The organism is Halomonas halodenitrificans DSM 735 (assembly GCF_000620045.1).
GTDB classification, from domain to species: domain Bacteria; phylum Pseudomonadota; class Gammaproteobacteria; order Pseudomonadales; family Halomonadaceae; genus Halomonas; species Halomonas halodenitrificans.
On the sequence record NZ_KK211058.1, the window covers coordinates 43,353 to 64,452 of the forward strand.

Annotated in this window: 20 protein-coding genes, 1 other RNA gene and 1 pseudogene; 8 read left to right on the forward strand and 14 right to left on the reverse strand. The window is 63.4% G+C overall.

The features are described from left to right. Nucleotides 1–5 precede the first annotated feature (5 nt). The 3 genes from carA to Q358_RS17680 all read right to left on the reverse strand — a co-directional run bounded on the left by carA (nt 6) and on the right by Q358_RS17680 (nt 3,250). Entirely contained in the window at nt 6–1,157 is a 1,152-nt protein-coding gene (carA, locus tag Q358_RS0114125; RefSeq protein ID WP_027962564.1) for a glutamine-hydrolyzing carbamoyl-phosphate synthase small subunit, read from the reverse strand. A gap of 320 nt (nt 1,158–1,477) precedes the next feature. Then, a complete protein-coding gene (gene dapB, locus Q358_RS0114130; protein ID WP_027962565.1) occupies nt 1,478–2,284 on the reverse strand; it encodes a 4-hydroxy-tetrahydrodipicolinate reductase in 807 nt (268 codons plus the stop codon). A 60-nt stretch (nt 2,285–2,344) separates the two neighbouring features. After that, nucleotides 2,345–3,250, reverse strand: a complete 906-nt coding sequence (locus Q358_RS17680; protein ID WP_043488515.1) for a DMT family transporter — start codon at nt 3,248–3,250, stop codon at nt 2,345–2,347. Between the two features lie 160 nt (nt 3,251–3,410). Between Q358_RS17680 and corA the strand changes: the two genes are divergently transcribed. Continuing rightward, entirely contained in the window at nt 3,411–4,376 is a 966-nt protein-coding gene (gene corA / locus Q358_RS0114140; RefSeq protein WP_027962566.1) for a magnesium/cobalt transporter CorA, read from the forward strand. 119 nt (nt 4,377–4,495) lie between these two features. Here corA and dnaJ read toward each other — a convergent pair whose 3' ends face one another. The 3 genes from dnaJ to grpE form a co-directional block, all read right to left on the reverse strand. After that, nucleotides 4,496–5,641 (reverse strand): molecular chaperone DnaJ, encoded by a 1,146-nt coding sequence (gene dnaJ, locus Q358_RS0114145; protein ID WP_027962567.1) that lies wholly within the window; start codon nt 5,639–5,641, stop codon nt 4,496–4,498. 91 nt (nt 5,642–5,732) lie between these two features. Beyond that, nucleotides 5,733–7,664: a molecular chaperone DnaK gene (gene dnaK / locus Q358_RS0114150; protein WP_027962568.1), complete on the reverse strand. Its 1,932-nt coding sequence runs from the start codon at nt 7,662–7,664 to the stop codon at nt 5,733–5,735. Between the two features lie 125 nt (nt 7,665–7,789). Further along, nucleotides 7,790–8,419, reverse strand: a complete 630-nt coding sequence (gene grpE, locus Q358_RS0114155; RefSeq protein ID WP_027962569.1) for a nucleotide exchange factor GrpE — start codon at nt 8,417–8,419, stop codon at nt 7,790–7,792. Between the two features lie 232 nt (nt 8,420–8,651). On the opposite strand from grpE, the gene recN reads away from it, so the two are divergent. Beyond that, nucleotides 8,652–10,325: a DNA repair protein RecN gene (gene recN, locus Q358_RS0114160; RefSeq protein ID WP_027962570.1), complete on the forward strand. Its 1,674-nt coding sequence runs from the start codon at nt 8,652–8,654 to the stop codon at nt 10,323–10,325. A gap of 112 nt (nt 10,326–10,437) precedes the next feature. Here the strand turns inward: recN and fur are convergent, their stop codons facing one another. Next, nucleotides 10,438–10,884 (reverse strand): ferric iron uptake transcriptional regulator, encoded by a 447-nt coding sequence (gene fur / locus Q358_RS0114165; RefSeq protein ID WP_027962571.1) that lies wholly within the window; start codon nt 10,882–10,884, stop codon nt 10,438–10,440. 72 nt (nt 10,885–10,956) lie between these two features. Here fur and Q358_RS17685 point away from each other — a divergent pair, with 72 nt between their 5' ends. Next, entirely contained in the window at nt 10,957–11,382 is a 426-nt protein-coding gene (locus Q358_RS17685) for an outer membrane protein assembly factor BamE (RefSeq protein ID WP_043488517.1), read from the forward strand. Between the two features lie 35 nt (nt 11,383–11,417). Here Q358_RS17685 and Q358_RS0114175 read toward each other — a convergent pair whose 3' ends face one another. After that, the gene (locus tag Q358_RS0114175; RefSeq protein WP_027962572.1) at nt 11,418–11,714 is read right to left on the reverse strand and encodes an RnfH family protein; all 297 of its coding nucleotides are present in this window, start codon (nt 11,712–11,714) and stop codon (nt 11,418–11,420) included. Nucleotides 11,715–11,717: 3 nt separating this feature from the next. Further along, entirely contained in the window at nt 11,718–12,152 is a 435-nt protein-coding gene (locus Q358_RS0114180; protein ID WP_027962573.1) for a type II toxin-antitoxin system RatA family toxin, read from the reverse strand. Nucleotides 12,153–12,278: 126 nt separating this feature from the next. Here Q358_RS0114180 and smpB point away from each other — a divergent pair, with 126 nt between their 5' ends. Together smpB and ssrA are read left to right on the forward strand one after the other, a co-directional pair. Beyond that, nucleotides 12,279–12,770: an SsrA-binding protein SmpB gene (gene smpB / locus Q358_RS0114185; RefSeq protein ID WP_027962574.1), complete on the forward strand. Its 492-nt coding sequence runs from the start codon at nt 12,279–12,281 to the stop codon at nt 12,768–12,770. 40 nt (nt 12,771–12,810) lie between these two features. Then, nucleotides 12,811–13,191: a transfer-messenger RNA gene (gene ssrA / locus Q358_RS18410) on the forward strand. A 307-nt stretch (nt 13,192–13,498) separates the two neighbouring features. On the opposite strand, the gene Q358_RS0114190 is transcribed toward ssrA, so the two are convergent. The 3 genes from Q358_RS0114190 to Q358_RS0114200 are packed head-to-tail and all read right to left on the reverse strand — an operon-like array spanning nt 13,499 to nt 16,478. Next, nucleotides 13,499–14,389, reverse strand: a complete 891-nt coding sequence (locus tag Q358_RS0114190; protein WP_043488518.1) for a hypothetical protein — start codon at nt 14,387–14,389, stop codon at nt 13,499–13,501. 30 nt (nt 14,390–14,419) lie between these two features. Next, nucleotides 14,420–15,937: a molybdopterin-dependent oxidoreductase gene (locus Q358_RS0114195; RefSeq protein WP_027962576.1), complete on the reverse strand. Its 1,518-nt coding sequence runs from the start codon at nt 15,935–15,937 to the stop codon at nt 14,420–14,422. Nucleotides 15,938–15,950: 13 nt separating this feature from the next. Continuing rightward, complete coding sequence (locus Q358_RS0114200; RefSeq protein WP_027962577.1) at nt 15,951–16,478, reverse strand: hypothetical protein; 528 nt, start codon at nt 16,476–16,478, stop codon at nt 15,951–15,953. A 103-nt stretch (nt 16,479–16,581) separates the two neighbouring features. On the opposite strand from Q358_RS0114200, the pseudogene Q358_RS19090 reads away from it, so the two are divergent. Next, nucleotides 16,582–16,788: pseudogene (locus Q358_RS19090) on the forward strand (IS30 family transposase); the annotation flags it as partial. Between the two features lie 133 nt (nt 16,789–16,921). On the opposite strand, the gene Q358_RS0114210 reads toward Q358_RS19090, so the two are convergent. After that, nucleotides 16,922–18,328 (reverse strand): dihydrolipoyl dehydrogenase, encoded by a 1,407-nt coding sequence (locus tag Q358_RS0114210; RefSeq protein WP_027962579.1) that lies wholly within the window; start codon nt 18,326–18,328, stop codon nt 16,922–16,924. A 355-nt stretch (nt 18,329–18,683) separates the two neighbouring features. On the opposite strand from Q358_RS0114210, the gene Q358_RS0114215 reads away from it, so the two are divergent. Further along, entirely contained in the window at nt 18,684–19,019 is a 336-nt protein-coding gene (locus Q358_RS0114215; RefSeq protein WP_027962580.1) for an ArsR/SmtB family transcription factor, read from the forward strand. A 290-nt stretch (nt 19,020–19,309) separates the two neighbouring features. Here Q358_RS0114215 and Q358_RS0114220 read toward each other — a convergent pair whose 3' ends face one another. After that, nucleotides 19,310–20,068, reverse strand: coding sequence for a M15 family metallopeptidase (locus Q358_RS0114220; RefSeq protein WP_027962581.1), 759 nt, complete (start codon nt 20,066–20,068; stop codon nt 19,310–19,312). A gap of 241 nt (nt 20,069–20,309) precedes the next feature. Between Q358_RS0114220 and Q358_RS17690 the strand changes: the two genes are divergently transcribed. Next, on the forward strand, nt 20,310–21,100 hold a 791-nt coding region (locus Q358_RS17690), incomplete at its 3' end, for a vWA domain-containing protein (protein WP_156940950.1).

Sequence of the window (21,100 nt, forward strand, 5' to 3'; positions counted from 1 at the left end):
CGGGCTCAGGCCCGACGAACCCGCATCATTTCGACGAAACGATCGAACAGCGGCGAGACGTCCCGAGGGCCGGGGCTCTCTTCCGGGTGTCCCTGGAAACTGAAGGCGGGACAATCGGTACGCTCGACCCCCTGCAGGGTGCCGTCGAACAGCGAGCGGTGGGTGGCACGCAGATTGGTCGGCAAGCTGTCCTCGTCGGCGGCAAAGCCATGGTTCTGGCTGGTGATCATCACGCGGCCTGACTCGAGATCCTGAACGGGGTGGTTGGCACCATGGTGGCCATGGTTCATCTTCATGGTCCTGGCCCCGCTGGCCAGCGCCAGCAGCTGATGGCCTAGACAGATGCCGAACAGCGGAATGCCGCTCTCGAGGAGCTCCTCGATCGCCCTGATGGCATAGTCACAGGGCTCCGGGTCGCCGGGGCCGTTGGAGAGGAAGATGCCATCCGGGCTCATCGCCAGCACCTCGGCGGCCGGGGTCTGGGCCGGCACCACGGTCAGCCGGCAGCCCCGGGAGGCCAGCTTGCGCAGGATGTTGTACTTCACCCCGAAGTCGTAGGCCACCACGTGAAAGGCGCGCTCATCGCCCTGAATGACATCGGCATACCCCTCTCCCAGGGTCCACTCGCCTTCACTCCATTCGTAGGAGCTCTGGCAGGAGACCACCTTGGCCAGATCCATGCCCTCCAGGCCCGGGAAGTCGCGAGCGGCGGCCAGGGCACGTTCGACGGCATCATCGCCTTCGGCCTCGGCGCCGGCCAGGATTGCGCCGTTCTGGGCCCCCTTGTCGCGCAGCAAGCGGGTCAGGCGGCGCGTATCGATCTCGGCGATGCCCAACACGCTCTGACTCTTGAGGTAATCGGAGAGAGTCTGCTCACAGCGGAAGTTGCTGGCCAACAGCGGCAGGTCACGGATCACCAGGCCGGCGGCGGCAATACCGCTGGACTCCACGTCCTCGGCATTGACGCCGGTATTGCCGATATGGGGGTATGTCAGGGTAACGATCTGGCGGGCATAAGAGGGATCGGTAAGAATCTCCTGATAACCGGTCATGGCCGTATTGAACACCACCTCACCGCAGGTCTGTCCATCAGCGCCAATCGCTGTGCCGTGAAACACACTGCCGTCTTCCAGGGCCAGTATCGCGGGTCTGTTCAAGGTAATGCCCTCCTGCTCGTCAAGGATTTCCTAGCGCCGCCGTACGCCAGTCGCAAAAAAGCGGGATGAAACCTGATCTAAACCGGTTTCATCCCGCTTGTTGTCATTCGCTCGGAACTGATGTGCTCAGAACTCTGGGGGCCGAAGCAACAAGCGCTGTGAAGGGGCTCTCGCCCATGCGCCCGGCCAAAATTTTGGGGATGTTACAGGAAATGCCGCCTGGCGACTACCCTTTGGCCGACTCGCCCCGCTCCTCTCCTATGGGATCAGCCCCCCGGAAATGGGGTCTGACCCCGAGGGGCCCCTCACTCCAGACCGAGTCACTCCAGACCGAGCACGTCCTGCATCGAATAGCGACCATTGCCCTGATCGGCGACCCAACGCGCCGCCCGCACCGCGCCCTTGGCGAAGGTCATGCGGCTGGACGCCTTGTGAGTGATCTCGATTCGCTCGCCCTCGGTGGCGAACATCACGGTATGCTCACCGACGATATCCCCGGCGCGCACGGTAGCAAAGCCGATCTCCGTGTCGCTGCGCGGCCCGCACTGCCCGACCCGCTCATACACACCGTACTCCTTGAGCGGGCGCTCCAGGGCATCGGCCATTACCTCGCCCATCTTCAGGGCCGTGCCGGAGGGCGCATCCACCTTGTGGCGATGGTGCGCCTCGATCACCTCGATATCGTAACCCTCGTCGCCCAGCGCCTTGGCGGCGGTTTCCAGGAGCTTGAGGGTCAGGTTGACCCCGACACTCATGTTGGGCGCGAAGACGAAGGGCATCTGTTCGCGGAAGGCATCCAGCGCCGCCAGCTCCTCGTCGGCGAGCCCGGTGGTACCGATCACCATGCGCTTGCCGTGGTCGGCACAGAATGCCAGGTTGGCCAGGGTGACCCGCGGCGCGGTGAAGTCGATCAGCACATCGAAATCGTCGACGATGGCCTCGATGCTGTCTACGGCCGTCACCCTCTGCCTGCCGATTCCCGCCAGCTCGCCGATATCGACCCCCACCAGCGTGCTGCCGGGCTCCACGATGCCCCCCGCCAGGGTGGCGCCATCATCCTGCTGAACGGCGTTGACCAGGGTGCGGCCCATGCGGCCGGCGACACCGACGATGGCGATACGGGTCATAGGAACTCCTGCGTAAGCGGTAGCGGTTCGAGAATGGGCGCCAGTATATCAGAGCCGACGCTACCCGGCCGGTGGCGCCGGCCGCTCTCGCCACATCAGCAGCGCCATGGCGACCAGCACCGCCAGGCTGCCGGGCAGCCACACCCAGCCGATATGCTGCGGCGAACGCGCGAACAGCAACAGCATGGAGACGAAGGGCACCAGATAGCCGTAGGCGGTGACCACCCCAGGCGTCAGCACCGCGGTGGCACGCTGCATCAGCCAGAAGGTCAGGGCACTGGACCCCAGCCCCAGATAGACCAGCAACAGCGCGTCTCGCATGCCCATAGCGGCAATCTCGCTTGCAGGCTCTATCGCAAGCCCCAGGGCGCCGATCAGCCCCCCCCCAAGCGCCAGGCTCCAGAAGGTACGTACCGCCGCCGAGGACGCCAGTCGTCCGCTGGACAGCCCCCATTTGCTGACCACCGGATACAACGCCGAGGCCATGCAGCCGAAAAAGAACACCGCCTCGCCGTGACCCAGTTGCAGGGCACCGCCCTCGACCATGGCCTCGGCCAGCGCCAGCAGCAGTGCGCCGCAGGCGCCCAGCAGCAAAATGGCGGGCATACGCCAGGCGCGGCGCTCCACACCGAGCACGAGCCCCATGGCATAGGCCTGCAGCGGCACGGTGACGTAGAGTGTGGCCATGGATAGGGCCGTGGCGCGGTGCGCGGCCCAGAACATGGCCGCGAAGAAGCCGGCCAGGCACAGGCCCATCACGCCGTAGAGCGGCAGCGTCCGCCATGCCGGCCAGAAGTCCGGTGAGCGCCGGGCCAGCCACCAGAGCCCGGCGCAGGCGACCGCAAAGCGCAGCGCGGTAAGCTGCAGCGGCGGCAGCGCATTCAGCCATCCCACCACCGGGAAAGAGAGCCCGACCAGAAAAGCCCACAGCAGCATGCCGAGGTGGGCGCCACGAAGACTCGACATGACCCTCACCTCCAGCAGGAATACATAAAAAAGCACCAGCCTATGATACTGCCCTCGGCAACGCCACTCACTCGACGCCTTGCCTTCCGACGAAGACAAGGAGCCCGCATCCCGCGATACTGCGCACTGGCGAAGACACTATCGACAAGGGGGGCACGCCATGCTTATCAATTGCGTGGTCTACGACCAGGGCCACCGCCTGCAGGATATCCGGCCCGACCAGATTAGCGACTATCTGACGCAACCCGAGCGCTTTGTCTGGGTGGCCCTGCACAACCCCAGCGCACAGGAGATGGCACACTACCAGGAGGCGTTCGACCTGCATGAGCTGGCCGTGGAGGATGCCCTCAAGGGCGACCAGCGTCCCAAGCTCGAGGAGTATGACTCGGCGCTGTTCATGATCATGCACATGGTCTCCATGGCCGAGGGCGAACTGCAGTCTGGGCAGGTGGCGGTATTCGCCGGTCCCAGCTATGTACTTTCGGTACGCCTGCATCCGGGCCAGGGCTTCGCCGAGGTGCGCAGGCGCTGCGAGAGCGACCCCAAGCTGCTCAGCCAGGGGCCGGCCTTCGTGCTCTACGCGCTGCTGGATGCGGTGGTCGACCACTACTTCCCGATGGTGCAGACACTGGAGGCGGAGCTGGAGAGCATCGAGGACCAGATCTTCGTTCAAGGGTCGGCTCGCACCAGCCTCGAGCGGCTCTACCAACTCAAGCGCCAGACCATGCAGCTGAAACACGCCGCCATGCCGCTGGGCGAGGCGGTCAGTCATCTGTTCGGCGGCCGGGTGCCGGCACTCTGCCGCGAGACCCGGGAGTACTTCCGCGACGTCTACGACCACCTGCACCGCATCGAGTCGGCGGTGGACACCATCCGCGAGATGATCATCACCGCCATCCAGGTGAACCTCTCGATGGTGGCCATCGACGAGGGCGAGGTAAACAAGCGGCTCGCCGCCTGGGCGGCGATCTTCGGGGTGGCCACCATCTTCGCCGGCATCTGGGGGATGAACTTCACCCATATGCCCGAGCTCGACTGGCGGCTCGGCTATCCCCTGGCCCTGCTGACCATGGGCGGCGCCTGCGGCGGCCTCTATCGACGCTTCCGCCGCGCCGGGTGGCTATAGCGGAGGCGCTGGCCTGGCGTCTGGATCACCTGCGGCGGTGAGGCGCCTCTAGATACGGCAGGGCCCCGTCACCTTTCGGTGACGGGGCCCTGACAAGCGCCTGCGAGGCAATGCGGCCGTTACGGCTTCATGTCCTCAAAGAACTTCTTCACGCCGTCGAAGAAGCCGCTCTTCTTGGGCGAGTGGTGGGCGCTGCTGGAGCCTCCCAGGCTGTCCTGGAACTGGCGCAGCAGCTCCTTCTGCTCTTCCTTGAGCTTCACCGGCGTCTCGATCACCACCTTGCAGATCAGGTCGCCCGGGGCGCCGCCGCGCACCGGCTTGACGCCCTTGCCACGCAGGCGGAAGAGCTTGCCGGTCTGGGTCTCGGCCGGGATCTTCAGCTTGACCCGGCCATCCAGGGTAGGCACTTCGAGCTCGCCGCCCAGCGCCGCATCCACGAAGTTGATCGGCACTTCGCACTGCAGATTGCGACCGTCGCGCTGGAAGATCGGGTGCGGCTTGAGATGTGCCTGAACGTAGAGGTCCCCGGGCGGGCCGCCGTTGATGCCGCTCTCGCCCTCGCCGTTGAGGCGAATGCGGTCGCCGGTATCCACTCCCGCGGGAATCTTCACCGACAGGGTACGGGTCTCGCGCACGCGACCCTCGCCATTACACTTATGGCACGGCACCTTGATGTGCTGGCCGGAGCCATGACAGGTCGGGCAGGTCTGCTGCACGGCGAAGAAGCCTTGCTGCATGCGTACCTGGCCCATACCGCTGCAGGTCGGGCAGGTCTCCTTACTGGAGCCCGGCTCGGCACCCTCGCCGTCGCAGCGCTCGCACTCGATATGGCGCGGCACACGGATATCCACGCTGGTGCCGGCAACCGCATCCTCGAGGTCAAGCTCGAGGTTATAGCGCAGGTCGCTGCCGCGGGCAGGAGCGTTGGGGTGGCGCCGGCCGCCACCGCCGCCGAAGATATCCCCGAACACATCGCCGAAGATATCGCTGAAGCCACCGGCACCCGCACCGGCGCCACCGAAGCCGCCGCCACCCTGGCCGTCTACGCCGGCATGGCCGAACTGGTCATAGGCGCTACGCTTCTCGCTGTCGCTGAGTACCTCGTAGGCCTCGGAGACCTCGCGAAATTTTTCCGCTGCGGTGTCGTCATCCGGGTTACGGTCGGGGTGATACTTCTGGGCGAGCCGGCGGTAGGCCTTCTTGATCTCTTTGGTATCGGCACCGCGCTCTACGCCCAGTACCTCGTAATAGTCGCGCTTGGACATGGGTCTGTCCGCCTCCGTCGCGGTCCCTCGGAAACACCAGCGCGGGAGTCAGGCCCCCGCGCTGGTGTCATCCGTGGCTAAGATGCGTGATTTACTGCTTTTTCTCGTCGTCGTTGACTTCTTCGTACTCGGCGTCGACCACGTCATCTTCCGGCTTGGCACCGGCGTCACCTGCCTCGGCCCCTTCCTGCTGTCCGGCTTCTGCCTGGTCGGCGTACATCTTCTGCGCCAGGTTGCCGGAGGCCTCGGTCAGCGTGTCGAGCTTGGCCTGGATGTCGTCCTTGTCGTCACCCTTGATGGCCTCTTCCAGCTCCTTGGCAGCGCTCTCGATGGCTTCCTTTTCCTCGTCGCTGGCTTTTTCACCGGCTTCTTCCACGGTCTTGCGTGCGGCGTGGACCATGCCGTCGGCCTGGTTGCGCAGCTGGACAAGCTCCTCGAACTTCTTGTCCTCGTCGGCATGCGCCTCGGCATCGCGCTCCATCTGCTCGATCTCCTCATCGGAGAGACCGCTGGAGGCCTTGATGACGATGGACTGTTCCTTGCCGGTGGCCTTGTCCTTGGCGGACACGTTGAGGATACCGTTGGCATCCAGGTCGAAGGCGACCTCGATCTGCGGCACGCCGCGCGGTGCCGGCGGAATATCGGAGAGGTCGAAGCGACCCAGCGACTTGTTACCGCTGGACTGCTTGCGCTCGCCCTGCTGCACGTGAATGGTCACGGCCGTCTGGTTGTCATCCGCGGTCGAGAAGGTCTGGGTCTTCTTGGTCGGGATGGTGGTGTTCTTCTCGATCAGCGGTGTCATCACGCCGCCGAGGGTCTCGATGCCCAGCGTCAGCGGGGTCACGTCGAGCAGCAGCACGTCCTTGACGTCGCCGCCCAGCACGCCACCCTGAATGGCAGCGCCCACGGCGACCGCCTCATCCGGGTTGACGTCCTTGCGAGAGTCCTTGCCGAAGTAGTCGGCAACGCTCTGCTGGACCATGGGCATGCGGGTCTGGCCGCCGACCAGGATGACGTCGTCGATCTCGGATGCGGACAGGCCGGCATCCTTGAGCGCGGTCTTGCACGGCTCCAGGGAGCGCTTGACCAGGTCCTCGACCAGCGACTCGAGCTTGGCGCGGGTCACCTTGACGTTGAGGTGCTTGGGACCGGTGTTGTCGGCCGTGATGTACGGCAGGTTGACGTCGGTCTGCTGGGCGCTGGAGAGCTCGATCTTGGCCTTCTCGGCGGCTTCCTTGAGGCGCTGCATGGCCAGGTTGTCGCCGGAGAGGTCGATGCCGCTATCGCTCTTGAACTGGTCGACCAGGTAGTTGATCAGCGCCAGGTCGAAGTCCTCGCCGCCCAGGAAGGTGTCGCCGTTGGTGGCCAGCACCTCGAACTGGGTCTCGCCATCGACGTCGGCGACTTCGATGATGGAGATATCGAAGGTACCGCCGCCCAGATCATAGACCGCGATGGTCTTGTCGCCGCGCGACTTGTCCATGCCGTAGGCCAGCGCCGCTGCCGTGGGCTCGTTGATGATGCGCTTGACCTCGAGGCCGGCGATGCGGCCCGCGTCCTTGGTCGCCTGACGCTGGCTGTCGTTGAAGTAGGCCGGCACGGTGATGACCGCCTCGGTGACGCTTTCACCCAGGTAGTCTTCCGCGGTCTTCTTCATCTTCTTCAGCACTTCGGCGCTGACCTGGGGCGGTGCCAGCTTGTCGCCCTTCACTTCCACCCAGGCATCGCCGTTATCGGCCTCGGCGATGGTATAGGGCACCATCTTGATGTCCTTCTGGACCACATCGTCCTTGAAGCGACGACCGATCAGGCGCTTGATGGCGTACAGGGTGTTTTCAGGGTTGGTCACTGCCTGGCGCTTGGCCGACTGGCCCACCAGTGTCTCGCCATCGTCGGTGTAGGCGATAACGGACGGCGTGGTGCGGGTACCCTCGGCGTTCTCGATCACCTTGGCACTGTCACCGTCGAGCACGGCGAGACAGGAGTTGGTGGTACCCAGGTCAATTCCGATGATGCGTCCCATAGGAAATCCTCGAAAGTCGTGTGATGTATTCAGTAGTCGTATTCAGCGGCGTGTGCCGCGGAGTTGCTTTCTATCTGGGGGCCGCAGAGAACATTTCAAGTGCCGCGGCCCGGATTTGTTGCCGTTCAGCCGGCGGCCTGGCTGACCACCACCATGGCCGGACGCACCAGGCGCCCGTTGAGCAGATAGCCCTTCTGGATCACTTCCATCACGCTGTTGGGGTCGAGCTCAGGGTTGGGCACCATGGCCATGGCCTCGTGGTACTGCGGGTCGAAGGGCTCACCCGCGGGGTCGACCACCTCGACGCCGAACTTGCCGAGCACATCGAGCTGCAGCTTGAGGGTCATGGAGACCCCTTCACGATGGGTGTCGCTGGCCCCGTCGGCCATGGCCTCCAGCGCTTTCTCGAGGCTGTCGACCACCGGCAGCAGCTCCTTGACGAACTTCTCCAGGGCGAACTTGCGCGACTTCTCGGCGTCCTGCTCGGCACGACGACGCACGTTCTGTGCTTCGGCGGCGGCGCGCAGCGACTGGTCCTTGGCCTCGGTCAGGCTCTGCTCGAGCTCCTCGACGCGGGCGGCCAGCATTTCAGCCTCGGGATTGTCGCTGTCTGATGCCACCGGCTCCGCCTTTTCGGCGGCATCGGCCACATCCTCCAGCTCGCCTTCCACGGGCTCCGGCTCGACCCGGGGGTCTGCCTCCTCCTCGCGACGCTTGAGCTCCTCGTCCAGCGGGGTCTGGGGGTCTTTGGCCATGGGTCTCTCCTGAAGCGCTTGTCTTGAGTGCAAAACGGCGACCAAGGGACGCCAATGCAGCATGAATGTGAAAGGGATATGCCCGCTATATGGGGACGCCTCGTCGGAACTCAAGGCATCGAACGGCAAGGAGCCGGCCGTGCATTGCCGGAGATCCTGAACTACTGTATAAAAACTCAATCCGTGTACAGATAAACAGGCACTCGCCAACAGGCCCGCCCGGGGAGACACCATGCTGACGGAACTTGCCATTCGCGACTTCGCCATCGTCGACCATCTCGAGCTGGAGCTTGCCGGTGGCATGACCGCCATCACCGGCGAGACCGGTGCCGGCAAGTCGATTCTGCTCGGGGCCCTCGGCCTGTGTCTGGGCGAACGCGCCGATGCCGCCAGCGTTCGCCACGGCCGCGAGCGAGCCGACCTTTCCGCGCGCTTCGATATCACCGACCTGCCCCTGGCCCGCGACTGGCTGGCGACCCGGGAGCTACCCGCCGACGATTGCCTGCTGCGGCGCGTGGTCAGTGCCAACGGCCGCTCCAAGGCATGGATTAACGGCCAGCCGGCCACCATCGCCGATCTGCGCGGCCTGGGGGAGCACCTGATCGAGGTGCATGGCCAGCACGCCCACCAGCAGCTGTTGCGTGAAGAGACCCACCTGCGCCTGCTCGATGATTTCGCCGGTCACCGTGAGGCCGTTGCCGACATGGCCGAGACCTTCCGCGCCTGGCAGGCGGCACGACGGCGGCTCAAGCGCCTGGCCGAGGACGGCGACGAGCTGAGTGCCCGCCGTCAACTGGTGTGCTACCAGGTCGAGGAGCTCGACCAGCTGGGGCTTGCCGAAGGCGAGCTGAAGGCCCTGGAAGAGGAGCAGGAGGAGCTGGCTCACGCCGAGGAGCGCCTGAGCGAGGCCCAGTTCGCCAGCGAATGCTGCGATAACGACGAGGGGGGCGCCATCACTCGGCTCACCCAGGCGATCGGCCGGCTCGAAGCGCTTCCCGGCTGCGAGCGAGGCCGCCTGGCGGAAGTCCTGACCATGCTCGGCGAGGCACGCATTCAGGTCGAAGAGGCGGCCCGTGAGCTGACCCACCTCGCCGCCGACACCGAGCTCGACCCGGAACGCCTGGCCCATGTGGATGAGCGCCTGGGTAGCGTGCATCGCCTGGCCCGCAAGCACCATGTAATGCCCGAAGAGCTCCTGGACCTGCATCAGCGCCTGCATGCCGAGCTGGCGGCCCTCGATGATGGTGACCAGGACCTGGATGCCCTTGGCGCCGAAGTCGAGGCACTCCGTGAACACTGGAAACGCCTGGCCCGTGACGTGGGTGAAACGCGCCACCAGGCCGCCCGGGGCTTCGGCAAGGCCGTTCAGGAACAGCTTGCCTTTCTGGCCATGGGCAAGGCGAGCTTCGAAGTAGAAGTCGGCGAACGTGAATCACCCGCCGCCGAGGGCCTGGATACCGTGCGCTTCCTGATAGCCGCCAACCCCGGCCAGCCGGCGCGACCGCTGGCCAAGGTCGCCTCGGGCGGCGAGCTGTCACGCATCAGCCTGGCGATCCAGGTGGTGGCGGCCCGCCACTCCACGATCCCCAGCCTGGTCTTCGATGAGGTCGACGTGGGGGTTTCCGGCGCCACCGCCGAAATCGTCGGCCAGCTGCTGCGCCGCCTCGGTGAACAGGGCCAGGTGATGACCGTGACCCACCTGCCCCAGGTGGCGGCCCAGGCACACCGTCACCTGCATATCGAGAAAGAGGCCGAGGGCGACACCACCCTGACGCGCATGGCGCTGTTGGACGAGGCCGGCCGCGTCGGCGAGCTGGCGCGCATGCTCGGCGGCGTCAACCTCTCCGACCGCACCCTGGCCCATGCCCGGGAGATGCTCGACGCCAGCCAGCATCCTCACCACTGATCGCGACCATCGGTGCCGCTACTCATGGCCCGCCGATGCCATGCCCTGAAAAACGACGGCCCCGATCGATGATCGGGGCCGTCGGCTTGCTGATGCTGAGTGGCACTGCCGGCTACTTTCGCGGCGGGCCATCCTGGCGAGTCACGCTGGAGCCGCGCGGGCGAACGTAAAGCACCAGGGCATGGTCGACGAGCTCGTAGCCATGCTCCTCGGCGATCTCCTGCTGACGACGTTCGATCACATCGTCGAAGAACTCGACGATCTCGCCGCTCTCCAGGCACACCATGTGGTCATGGTGCTCCTCCTGGGAGATCTCGAACACGGCGTGGCCGCCATCGAAGTTGTGGCGAACCACCAGGCCCGCGGTCTCGAACTGGGTCAGCACGCGGTAGACGGTGGCCAGGCCTACGTCTTCACCGGCATCCAGCAGGGTCTTGTAGACATCCTCGGCGCTCAGGTGGTGTTCCCCCTGGGCACTCTCCAGGATTTGCAGAATCTTGACGCGTGGCAGGGTCACTTTCAGACCGGCCTTGCGTAATTCATGGTTCTGGTCGGCCATGGTAGCTCTTCGCAGTAACGGGTAGGGTCGGGTATGATCGACCGAAACCACGATAGTGAAGAACAGGCGCAAATGCAAAAGCTGACGAAAACCATCACCCTTACCGCCGCCCTCCTGCTGGCCAGTGGCTGCAGCTATTTCGGGGTCTACAAGCGCGACATTCCCCAGGGCAACCTGGTAACCGCCGAGATGGTCGGGCAGCTGCAGACCGGGATGACCCGCGATGACGTCATCTATGTGATGGGCAGCCCGCTACTGGAGGCACCCTTCGACGCCAACCAGTGGGATTATGTCTTCTATCTGGACAAGGCCTATGCGGGTACCGAACGCCGTCGCGTGACGCTGACCTTCGATGACAATCGCCTGGTCGATATCCAGCGCGAGGGCAAGCTCGACGAAGCGATCGAGATGGGCCAGAGCGACGGCGGTCCGCTGCCGGAAGGCGACACCACCACCCCGCTGGCAACCCCCAACGCCGCTCCCTCGGATCAGCGCTGATACCGGCCGCCCCGACGCCTTCGCTCGACGGGGCGTCAGCGCCGGGTGCCGGCGCGCGCCTGACGGGCGGCCTTGGGATCGATGATCAACCCACGATAGACCTCGACCCGATCACCGGCGCGCAGTCGGTGGGCCTCGGGCTCGCGAAGACGTTTGCCGAACAGCCCTAGATCAGGGGCGTTGAAGGTGTCGGCGGACAGCTCGGGGAAGTGAGACGGCAGGTCAGCCAGCGATACGGCTTCACTGGCCGTGGTGCCTATTGGCACTCGCAGGGTAATGACACGCTGCTTCTCGGGGAGGGCGAAGGCGACCTCGACGTCTATCTCGGCCATGCTTCAGCGCCCGTAGAGGTCGTTGGCGCGACGAGTGAAGGAGTCGACCAGCTGCCCGGCCACCTGCTGGAAGAGCTTGCCGAAGGCCATGCCGAGCAGGCGATTGGCAAACTCGAACTCCATCTCCAGGCTCACCTTGCAAGTGTCCTCGCCCATTGGAGTGAATAGCCATCGGCCGCGAAGACGCTTGAAGGGACCACTGACCAGCGACATTTCGATGCGCTCCGGTTCGATCAGATCATTGCGCGTCTTGATGCTCTGCTCGATGCCGGCTCGCCCCAGCGTCATCTCACCGATCAGGTGCGCATCGTCACGCTCCACCAGGCGGGCACGGCTGCAGCCCGGCAGGAACTCCGGATAGCGCTCAAAATCGTTGACCAGATCGAACATTTCCTGGGGGGTATGCCGCACCATGGCGGTTCGGTTGACCGTTGGCATTGCGCTCCTCGCTGACTTCACGCTGCCCAGGGCGTATCATGGGCGTCATTTCAGGCCTTGAATGGTACCACGCTTCCCCCCATCTCGGAGGGAGCCGCCACGGGCAAGGACACGATACGAGGTTTCATGGCCAACAAGAAAGGCAAGGGCAAGGGTCCCGGCAGCAACGTCATCGCCTTGAACAAGAAGGCGCGCTTCGAATATCACATCGAGGAAAGCTTCGAGGCCGGCCTGTCGCTGGCGGGCTGGGAGGTCAAGAGCCTGCGCGCGGGCAAGGCCCAGCTCACCGACACCTACATACTGATCAAGAATGGCGAAGCCTGGCTGCTGGGCAGCCATATACTGCCGCTCAATACCGCGAGCACCCACGAGGTGGCCGATCCCACGCGCACTCGCAAGCTGCTGCTGCACAAGAAGGAGATCGCCAAGATCTTCTCGCGCACCCAGGACAAGGGGCACACCTGTGTACCGCTCAAGCTCTACTGGAAGGGCAACCGGGTGAAGTGCGAGCTGGCGCTGGTGACCGGCAAGAAGCTGCACGACAAGCGCGCCACCGAGAAGAATCGCGATTGGCAGCGCCAGAAGGGACGCATCATGCGGGAACAAAACCGTAGCTGATCTGTCATAAGTGGCAACATCCTGATAGGATGGAAGTTAAGGGGGCGACATGGCTTCGACGCCGGTGACAACCCCTGCGGTGCATGCCGAGAGCGTGATGTATCTCGTAAATCCAACATCACGACTAAATAGTCGCAAACGACGACAACTACGCTCAGGGCGCGCTGGCAGCTTAACAGCCGCTAGCTTCTAGTCCGGCCCCGAAGTGATGTGCCCATTCATCACGGAGGGGATACGAGCCAAGACTGATGGGATCGCGATCGGTAGCGTCCTCTTGCCGGTCGTTAAACTTCAGAGGAATCGCGTGGCTGGATCCTGACCGTCGGAGCCAGTAGCGTTAAAGCAAATGACGGAATCTAAGCATGTAGAGCCAATGGGTGCGTGCTGGCGGACGCGGGTTCAATTCCCGCCGCCTCCACCAACCACAGGTTTCAGGACTTCTCAAGAAGCACCGGAAACCGCAAGAAAAGGGGCCTTCGGGCCCCTTTCCTGTATCTGAACGTTCCATAATGATTCTTGAGGCCCCACCGCCCTGGGGCATAAGCCAAACTCCGCTTTCTAAGGCGCCCCCCCAGCGAGTCGCCAAATTAACAAGCTAACGGCTACGACCATCAAGGCAGTCAAGCCTCGGGACAAAACCTCCAGAGTTGAACCATGCCGGCCTGGAGGCCGCTGAAAACCTGAAGGATCAGGCGCAGCGTGGCCCAGTGCCTGCCGACTCGTTGGCGCTAGTTGTCGGGCCCTGATTCGGTGAGCGGCTGTGGGTCGCGGATACGGTGGCGGCGGGAAAATGCTCCACTTTCCGCTTTCTCCGCCTGCTTAAGCGCAGACGCTGCCACGGATGCAGGAGAAGCCAGACCGAGTTCCTGCAGCGCTGTTTCCGCCCGAGCTGCCCGCGCCTCGAAGGAGCGCAAAGTAGCCAAGGTTTTCTCATCGAGGCGCCCCTTGGATTCGAAGTACTTCAGCCGCGGGTAGCGCCCTGCCAGCGCGACCCCCCAATGAAGCGCAGGGTTCCACCATGAGTTTATCTCGCGACCCTTGCCCGTAAGGTGTTGCTCCAGCACGTCATCGAGCGCTCCGTTCAACAGCTTCAGGTCGAAGTCGGCGCCCGGCACCGAGTCATCTGACCCAGCATCATAGGCGTCAACGCCCGTCCGCGAGGGTCCGGTACGCGTATCGCGATAGCGTGCCAGCGTCATCATGTCGCTCGCCAGCACCGGTTCGTTGACCGGCAGACGGATGGCCTCGGGGTCCCCCATCAGCTGGCCCCGGGACATACGAATGAAGGTGTGCTGGTCTTCCATTCCGGGATGGGTGCACCGTAGCCCGACGGCATAGGCGCCCAGGGGTTCCTGCATGAACTGAAACCCGCTGTAGCGCGCCCAGCGGACCACGAGAAACTCATGCGCCGCGGCGCCGGGCAGATGGAAGTTCACTTCTTGCAGGTAGTCCAGCACGATCTGAACCTGTGCATCCGACAGCTCAAGGTCCTCGTGTAGCGGGTACATACCTTCAAAGGTGTTACGCACCGGCCTGGGGCGCGCGGCAAAATAAGCATCGAGCTCGGCCTGGGTGCGTGGGCGTACTTTTTCCAGCGTCGTACTTTTTTTCGGTATCATAGTGCGACTTCCCTTTCTACTCGCGGACGGTCAGATCAGCTGGTTGCGGTCGAAAAAGTCCGTGTCCTCGAAGTAGCCACCGCGACCCTCCAGGATAATATCGTAGCGGTTAACCACCTCAATACGTTCCAGCCACTTCAGGCTGCGGAATCCGGTCGAGGTTTCCAGGCGCAGCCGGACCGGGGCACCATTCTTGGCCGGAATCTCGCCTTCGTCGTTGAGCTCAAAGGCAATCAGCGTCTGGGGCATTCGCGCCTCAACCATCGGTGTGGACTCGTAGTAGGTGCCCCCCTCGTACAGGGCGTCATCGCGCCCCATGTTCTGGAAGCTGGTGTACACGACGTCAGTCGCGCCGGGCAAGGGCCCAACCAGATCCAGAAGATCCGCAACGGTAATGCCGCGCCACCGCCCAATCGAGGTGAAGCCCTGCACGCAGTGGTGCAGCGTCGTCTGAGAGTGGCCCGCCGCAAGCTCGCGAAGCTCGGCAATCGTCAGCGTCATCGGACGCTCCACATAGCCACCGATCTCGAGCACATAGTCGTCCTCGTAGCCGTTGGCCATCAGCGCCAGGTATTCTTCCGTTTCCGGTGGACGTCCGCTGCCACGGAAGTGGTGGGTGGTGTTATCGAGACCCACGTCCTTGCCCATGATATTCGAGCGATCGTAGTGCATGCGCGCGGGCAGCCGGTACAGCAGGTTCGACCATGGCCGCACGATCATGTTGTGCAACCGCTCAACGGCGCGGCCGTCCGCCAACGACCACCGCGTGGCAACCACGTGCAGGGTGACCACAAGGGCGAGGCCGAGGGTAAAAATGGCGCCGCCCAGCACAGGGTTGTTGGAGTGCCCCAGCACCATCTTGGATGTCTCATGCAGGTACCCGTGAAGAAAGACCAACGGCACGTGTATGACGAAGAATGCCAGATACCCCACGAGGCAAAGGAAGTGGACGCTACGGATCACCTGGCGGCCACCCAGCGCACGCGTCATGAAAGAGAAAGAGTTGGCGATGGCCGGCGACTGAAAGGCACCGGTCAGGATGACCAAAGGCGTCAATATCAGTATCACGAACCCGTAGGACAGCTGCTGCAGGGCATTGAATACCGCCCCGTCGGCGGCGTGGGGCATGGTAAAGGCGAGATAGGCCAGCATGTCCTGACCCGCCTGGGCGAAAGTCTCCCAGCTGGTGGGGACGTAACGCCGCCACTGACCGGTAGCCAGCAGCAACACGAAATAGGTGACCCAGCAGGTAACAAACCCCGTCACCGTCATGAAGTGCCAATACCGCCCGAGACCCAGCAGGCCACGCCCGGGGAGAGAAATGCGAGGGGAGTAGTCGTTATACTCTTCGCCCACCGTGTAGTACTTGTGCTTCGACTCCTCCCGAATCGTAAACTGAGCCCAGGACGAACCGGGCACGCTATGCTGCGAGCGGTAAAGCTTGGGGTAGGAGCCCAGAATCTCGAGGCCCGAGCGCACCAGGAATGAAATGAAAATGATATTGAGGAAGTGCTCTACACGAAGCCACCACGGAAATCCGAGATCCATTGCGACACCCTTGTCAGTCCATGAAGTGTTGATTGTCGGGAGCGGCAACGATCATCCCGTAGCGCAGCGCCGCAAAAAGCACGATGTAGCCTATGGCGCCCACAAGCGTCAGATTCCAGATCGCGGCGGAAACAACGCTGGCACCATTCCAGACATACGGTGCATTGCCCAGGAGGCCGCCAAGGTAAACCAGCAGGGAGGCCAGCGCGATCGCAAGCCCCCAGTTCCAGAGGCGAGCAGAGGTCAGCAAGCCCACGGCGACGAACACGGCGGCAGCCCCCACGACACCCCAAAGAGCCGGCGTCGCGAAGGGAAACGGCTCGTGGCTCAATAACGCGGAAGCCGCCGACGCAGCGCCGATAACGGCCACCATGGCCAAGAGAAGCAGTCGAGTAGTCAGCGGGAGATTGATACGCACGTAGCGCATCAGCGGAGCGCGATGTTTGCCCGGCTTGGCGTGCTTAAGGATTCGCTGAGTCGCATTTTTGCTGCCGCGAAAGTCCACACCGGCACGCAGAGCCGGAGAGTTTTCGTCTTCCATAACTATGTATTGCCTCCATCGAAGATCATTAGTCACCGGGCGATAAACGCAGGGGGCCAGCGCCGGTATCCTCCCCGCTTTACCAACCAAAGTGAAGCAGGGCATGGGATACCGGCAGCTGACCCGGACTCAACGATACCAGCTTCACCCTCAGCGGGGTGTCGGCATAAACCAGCGACGGATCGCCAGAGAGCCAGGCCCCCACAGCAGCACAATCAGCCGTGAGTTGCGCCAAGATGCCGCCTTTGAAGGCCAACGATCCTGAGCAGGCCCGGGTCATCAGGATGACCGCCAACGTACCGCCTGGAAGGGCAGAGATACCGAGCGTCGAAAAGTGGTCAAGAAGCACCAGGAACCGCATGAAAAGGGGCCTTCAGACTTCTTTCCTGTGCCTGAAGGCCCCACGGAATGCCTCGACATTCATCCGCTTGGGTCATGGACGGCTAAAGCGCGGGCTCACGGCATAGTGGTTGATCGGGCCGGGTACGATGCCTGTTTATCTCATGACGTGCGGCCTGTAACGCAGTGCGCAGCCCTTCTTCAACGGTCGGATGATAAAACGGCATCGCCAGCAGCTGGTCCACGGTCATTTCCTGCTGGATCGACCAGGCAAGCAGATGCAGCAGATGCTCCGCCTCCGGCGCCACCATTTCTGCGCCTAGCAGACGACCATCCAGCTCATCGACATACACCTGCAGACAGCCGGCGTTACGCCCGGCCGTCAGGGCGCGCCCCTGACGGGCAAAATCGGCGCTGCCGGCTATCACGCCGCTGGCAGGAAGCGAGTCGGCGGCCAGCCCGGCGTAGCCGGCTCCCGGATCGGTAAACACCACCCCCATGGGTGTGCGCCGAGCCAAGCATTCAGGCTGTGGATGCAGAGCCTGGTAGGCGGCGATACGTCCCGCATCTGCGGCCTCGTGCATCAGCGGGCGCAGTCCGTCCACGTCGCCGGCGATAAAGACCGGCAGTTCGCCTACGCGCAAGGTGGACCTGTCAAAGGCAGGCACGCCACGCGCGTCCAGTGCAACGCCCAGATTTTGCAGCTCCAGGCCTTCCACGTTGGGACGACGTCCCAAGGACGCCAGTACCCAATCCACCTCCACTTCGCGGTCGCTCGCCTGCATCAGGATGCCTGCTTTTCCTTCGCTCAGCGTGACATCGGCCTCAGTGGTAACGTGCATCTGCCGACGCAGAACGTCCAACAGGCTTTGATTCACCGCCGACGCGTTGAGCCCCGCTATACGGGAACCACGGGTAAAGCCGTGCACCTCACAGCCCAGCTGGGCAAACGCCTGACCCAGCTCCACGCCGATGGGCCCCAGGCCCACGACACCCACCCGACGGCCCGGAGCCTCAAGCTCAAAGACCTCGTTCGACGTCAACACGCGATCTCCCAGCTGACGCCAGGCCTCGGGCAGGTTAGGGCGAGTACCGGTCGCGATAATCACTGCCTCGGCCTCGATGCGTTCGCCGTTTACCTCAAGCGTAGTCGGCGAAAGAAAGCGTGGTCGGCCGTCAATGCTGCGCTCACCCAGTGCCTCCGTCATGTTCATCGCCCCTGCTGTAAAGCCATCGCGCAAGGTGCGTACGTGCGCCATGGCTGCCGGCACGTCCATCGCCAGCGCCTCGCCGCCCCGCATACCGCACTCGGCCAGCCAGTCGCGACGACCGTAGGCGTGAGCCACTTCCAGCAGCGCCTTGGAGGGCATGCAACCCACTCGCGCACAGGTGGTACCGTAGGGACCGGCGTTGATCAGCACTATATCGTCCGTGTAGCGCCTGGCTTCCTTTAGCGCCGTGAGCCCGGCCGTGCCGGCGCCCAGAATGGCGAGCGTGACTCGTCGCGTCATGGGGTGTTGCCTCCCGCTTTTCGTTGAGCGGCACTCAGCTGCCGCAAGTCGGTCGCATTAGCCGGCCCCCTGCCACGATTTGCGCCGGCAGGTGTTCAGGCACAGCAGACGATAAGCCGGCCAGAAGCTCAACAAGCCGACAAACGCAGGGCCAGTGGCCGGCGCCGCTGCCAGCAGCCCCGGGGTCAAGGTATAGTGAGGATGTTCATCGCGACTCCCCGTGCGGTGTCGGGCCTAGCCGGCATGCCGGCCGGGAGCTGGCTTTACAGACTAGCCGGAGCGCCAAACACTTTCAATAAACACATAATATTATATTAAATACTGACACATCCACGACACCGAGACACCGATTGCCATGCCAGACGCCACTTCGATTGACCCATCCCGCCTACGCGAGCGGGCCGGCGAAGCCAGAAAGCTCCTCAAGTCACTGGCCAATACCGACCGCTTGTTGCTTATGTGCCAACTGTCACAGGGTGAAATGAATGTTGGCGAGTTGGAGCGTGAGCTGGGCATCGAGCAGCCGACTCTCTCCCAGCAGCTTGCAGTACTGCGACGCGAAGCGCTGGTAGCCACCCGGCGGGAAGGCAAGCAAGTTTATTACCGCATCGCCAACGACAAGGCCATGGCGGTGATTGAGACGCTTTACGCGCAGTTTTGCGCCGACGTGGACGGACCAGCCAACGCTTAAGAGGTCATCGGTGCCTCCAGGGTGCGCGGTAGCGAGAGAATGATCTTATCCAGCATTGGTGGACACCGACCTAAGCGATCATTCGGGCTTCGAAAGCCTCCGGGTTGATCATCCCGACTGCACTGTGCCGGCGCTGCCAGTTGGAGTCCAACTCGATATATTCGAATACCTGTCGTCGCATGGCATTCCGCGTCGTCCGCCGGGGATCATCATCGGCTTGCCGGTGACAGGGCGGAGGCGATATGCCTCCCCAGGCCGAAGACGTTCTTCACCATCTCCCGAGTCATGCCCTACAGCAGCTTCTTCCACCGGCTCTCGACGGTCTCGAGCTCGGCGGGTCCATAGACCGCCCTCTCATGCTGGCCATAATGGGCCCAGAGCTGGTCTCCGCTATCGTAGTGCCACCATTCGCTGGGAAGATTGGTGAAGCCGGCATTGCGCATCATCGAGTAGAGCAGCCGCCGATTGTCTCGCGCCTGTTGCTGCTGAGCCGTCGGTGCTGCCAGCGTCTCGAAGTAGACCGTATGCGAGGCCGGCACGGCCTCATCGAAGAGCGTGCCCATGTCGAGAGGGAGCCCATCGGCATCGCTCAGGGTGACATCCACCGCCCCGCCGGTCAGGTGGGGACTGGGCGCTCCGGGCTCATAGCTGGGCACCGAGACAAACTCACGAGTGCGGGCGAGGAGCTCCTGCTCGTCGAGCCCCGGATGGTGCCCACGAATCGCCTCCTGCAGGGTATCGAAGAGGTACTGCTGCACCCGCCATGGCCGCCAGCCATCCAGGATGATCAGCCCCATACCGGCCGGCAAACCACGTGCCACCTCGAGCAAGCGACGATATACCCCTTCTCGCACATAGCACTCATTCACCGCCCCCGGCACGCCCTGCTTGGCGTAAACGGGGAAGACCCTGATCGGCGGTGGCGCCAGGCTGAGCGGCACCAGCGGTTCGTCGCTGCCCTGGATGGGGATCCGGCTCAACACCGGCCAGTCGGGGTCGGGTACTTCGGGAATTGGCACAGCGGGCAGCCGTGAGAGGGAATTCGACATGGCGTTATCCAAGCAGTGTGCTAACCAAACCTTGCCGCCTACCCCTCTGAATAAAGGGGGCATAGCCGGCCTGTGCCCTGCCATGATCGCGCCTTACTGCTTATCTCTTGTGCCGGCCTTTATATAGCGTTGAAGGCCCGAGGCCACTCCATGAGAAGCAAGGCTACGCTAGAAGAAATACCAGGCGGGCTGCACGAATAACAATACGCGCCCTCAGCCTGCAATACACGAGGAAGAGAGCATGAGACGGATCGCATCAGCACTGGCAGCCATGATGGTCACAGGCGGCCTCGCCTCGGCGGCATCCGCCAGCACCGCGGAAGATATCGTGATTGTCTATGACGCCTCGGGGTCCATGTGGGGGCAGATCGATGGCACCAGCAAGATCGAGATCGCTCGTGACGTGATGGCTGAGCTCGTCAACGGTTGGGATGCCGACACTCATCTTGGCCTGGTTGCCTATGGCCATCGCCGCCAGGGCGACTGCCGCGATATCGAAACCCTGGTTGAGCCTGGGCCTTTGAACAAGACAAGCTTTATCGATACCGTCAACGAGATACAGCCGGTGGGCAAGACGCCGATCTCGGCCTCGGTGCAGCATGCCGCCGACCTGCTCTCCTATCGCGATACCCCCTCCACCGTCGTGCTGATCTCCGACGGTGTGGAGACCTGCAATGCCGATCCTTGCGCCCTCTCCAAGCAGCTTGCCCGACAGGGCGTCAAGTTTACCGCCCATGTCGTTGGCTTCGATCTGGAAGACGAGGCCCATGCCAGCCTCTCCTGCATCGCCGAAAATACCGGTGGCCTGTTTGTGCCCGCCCGCAATGCCGATGAACTCCACAATGCCCTGACGCAGGTGAAAGAGGCGGTGGAAGAGACACCACCGGCTCCCGAGCCTAAGCCAGAACCAGAGCCAGAGCCGACACTGCCCGAGGCAAGCGTCTCGGGGCCCGACCAGGTGGTCACCGGCGCCCTCTTCGAGGCGTCCTGGTCATCTCCCATCAACGCCTCCGACATGGTCGGTATCGTGCC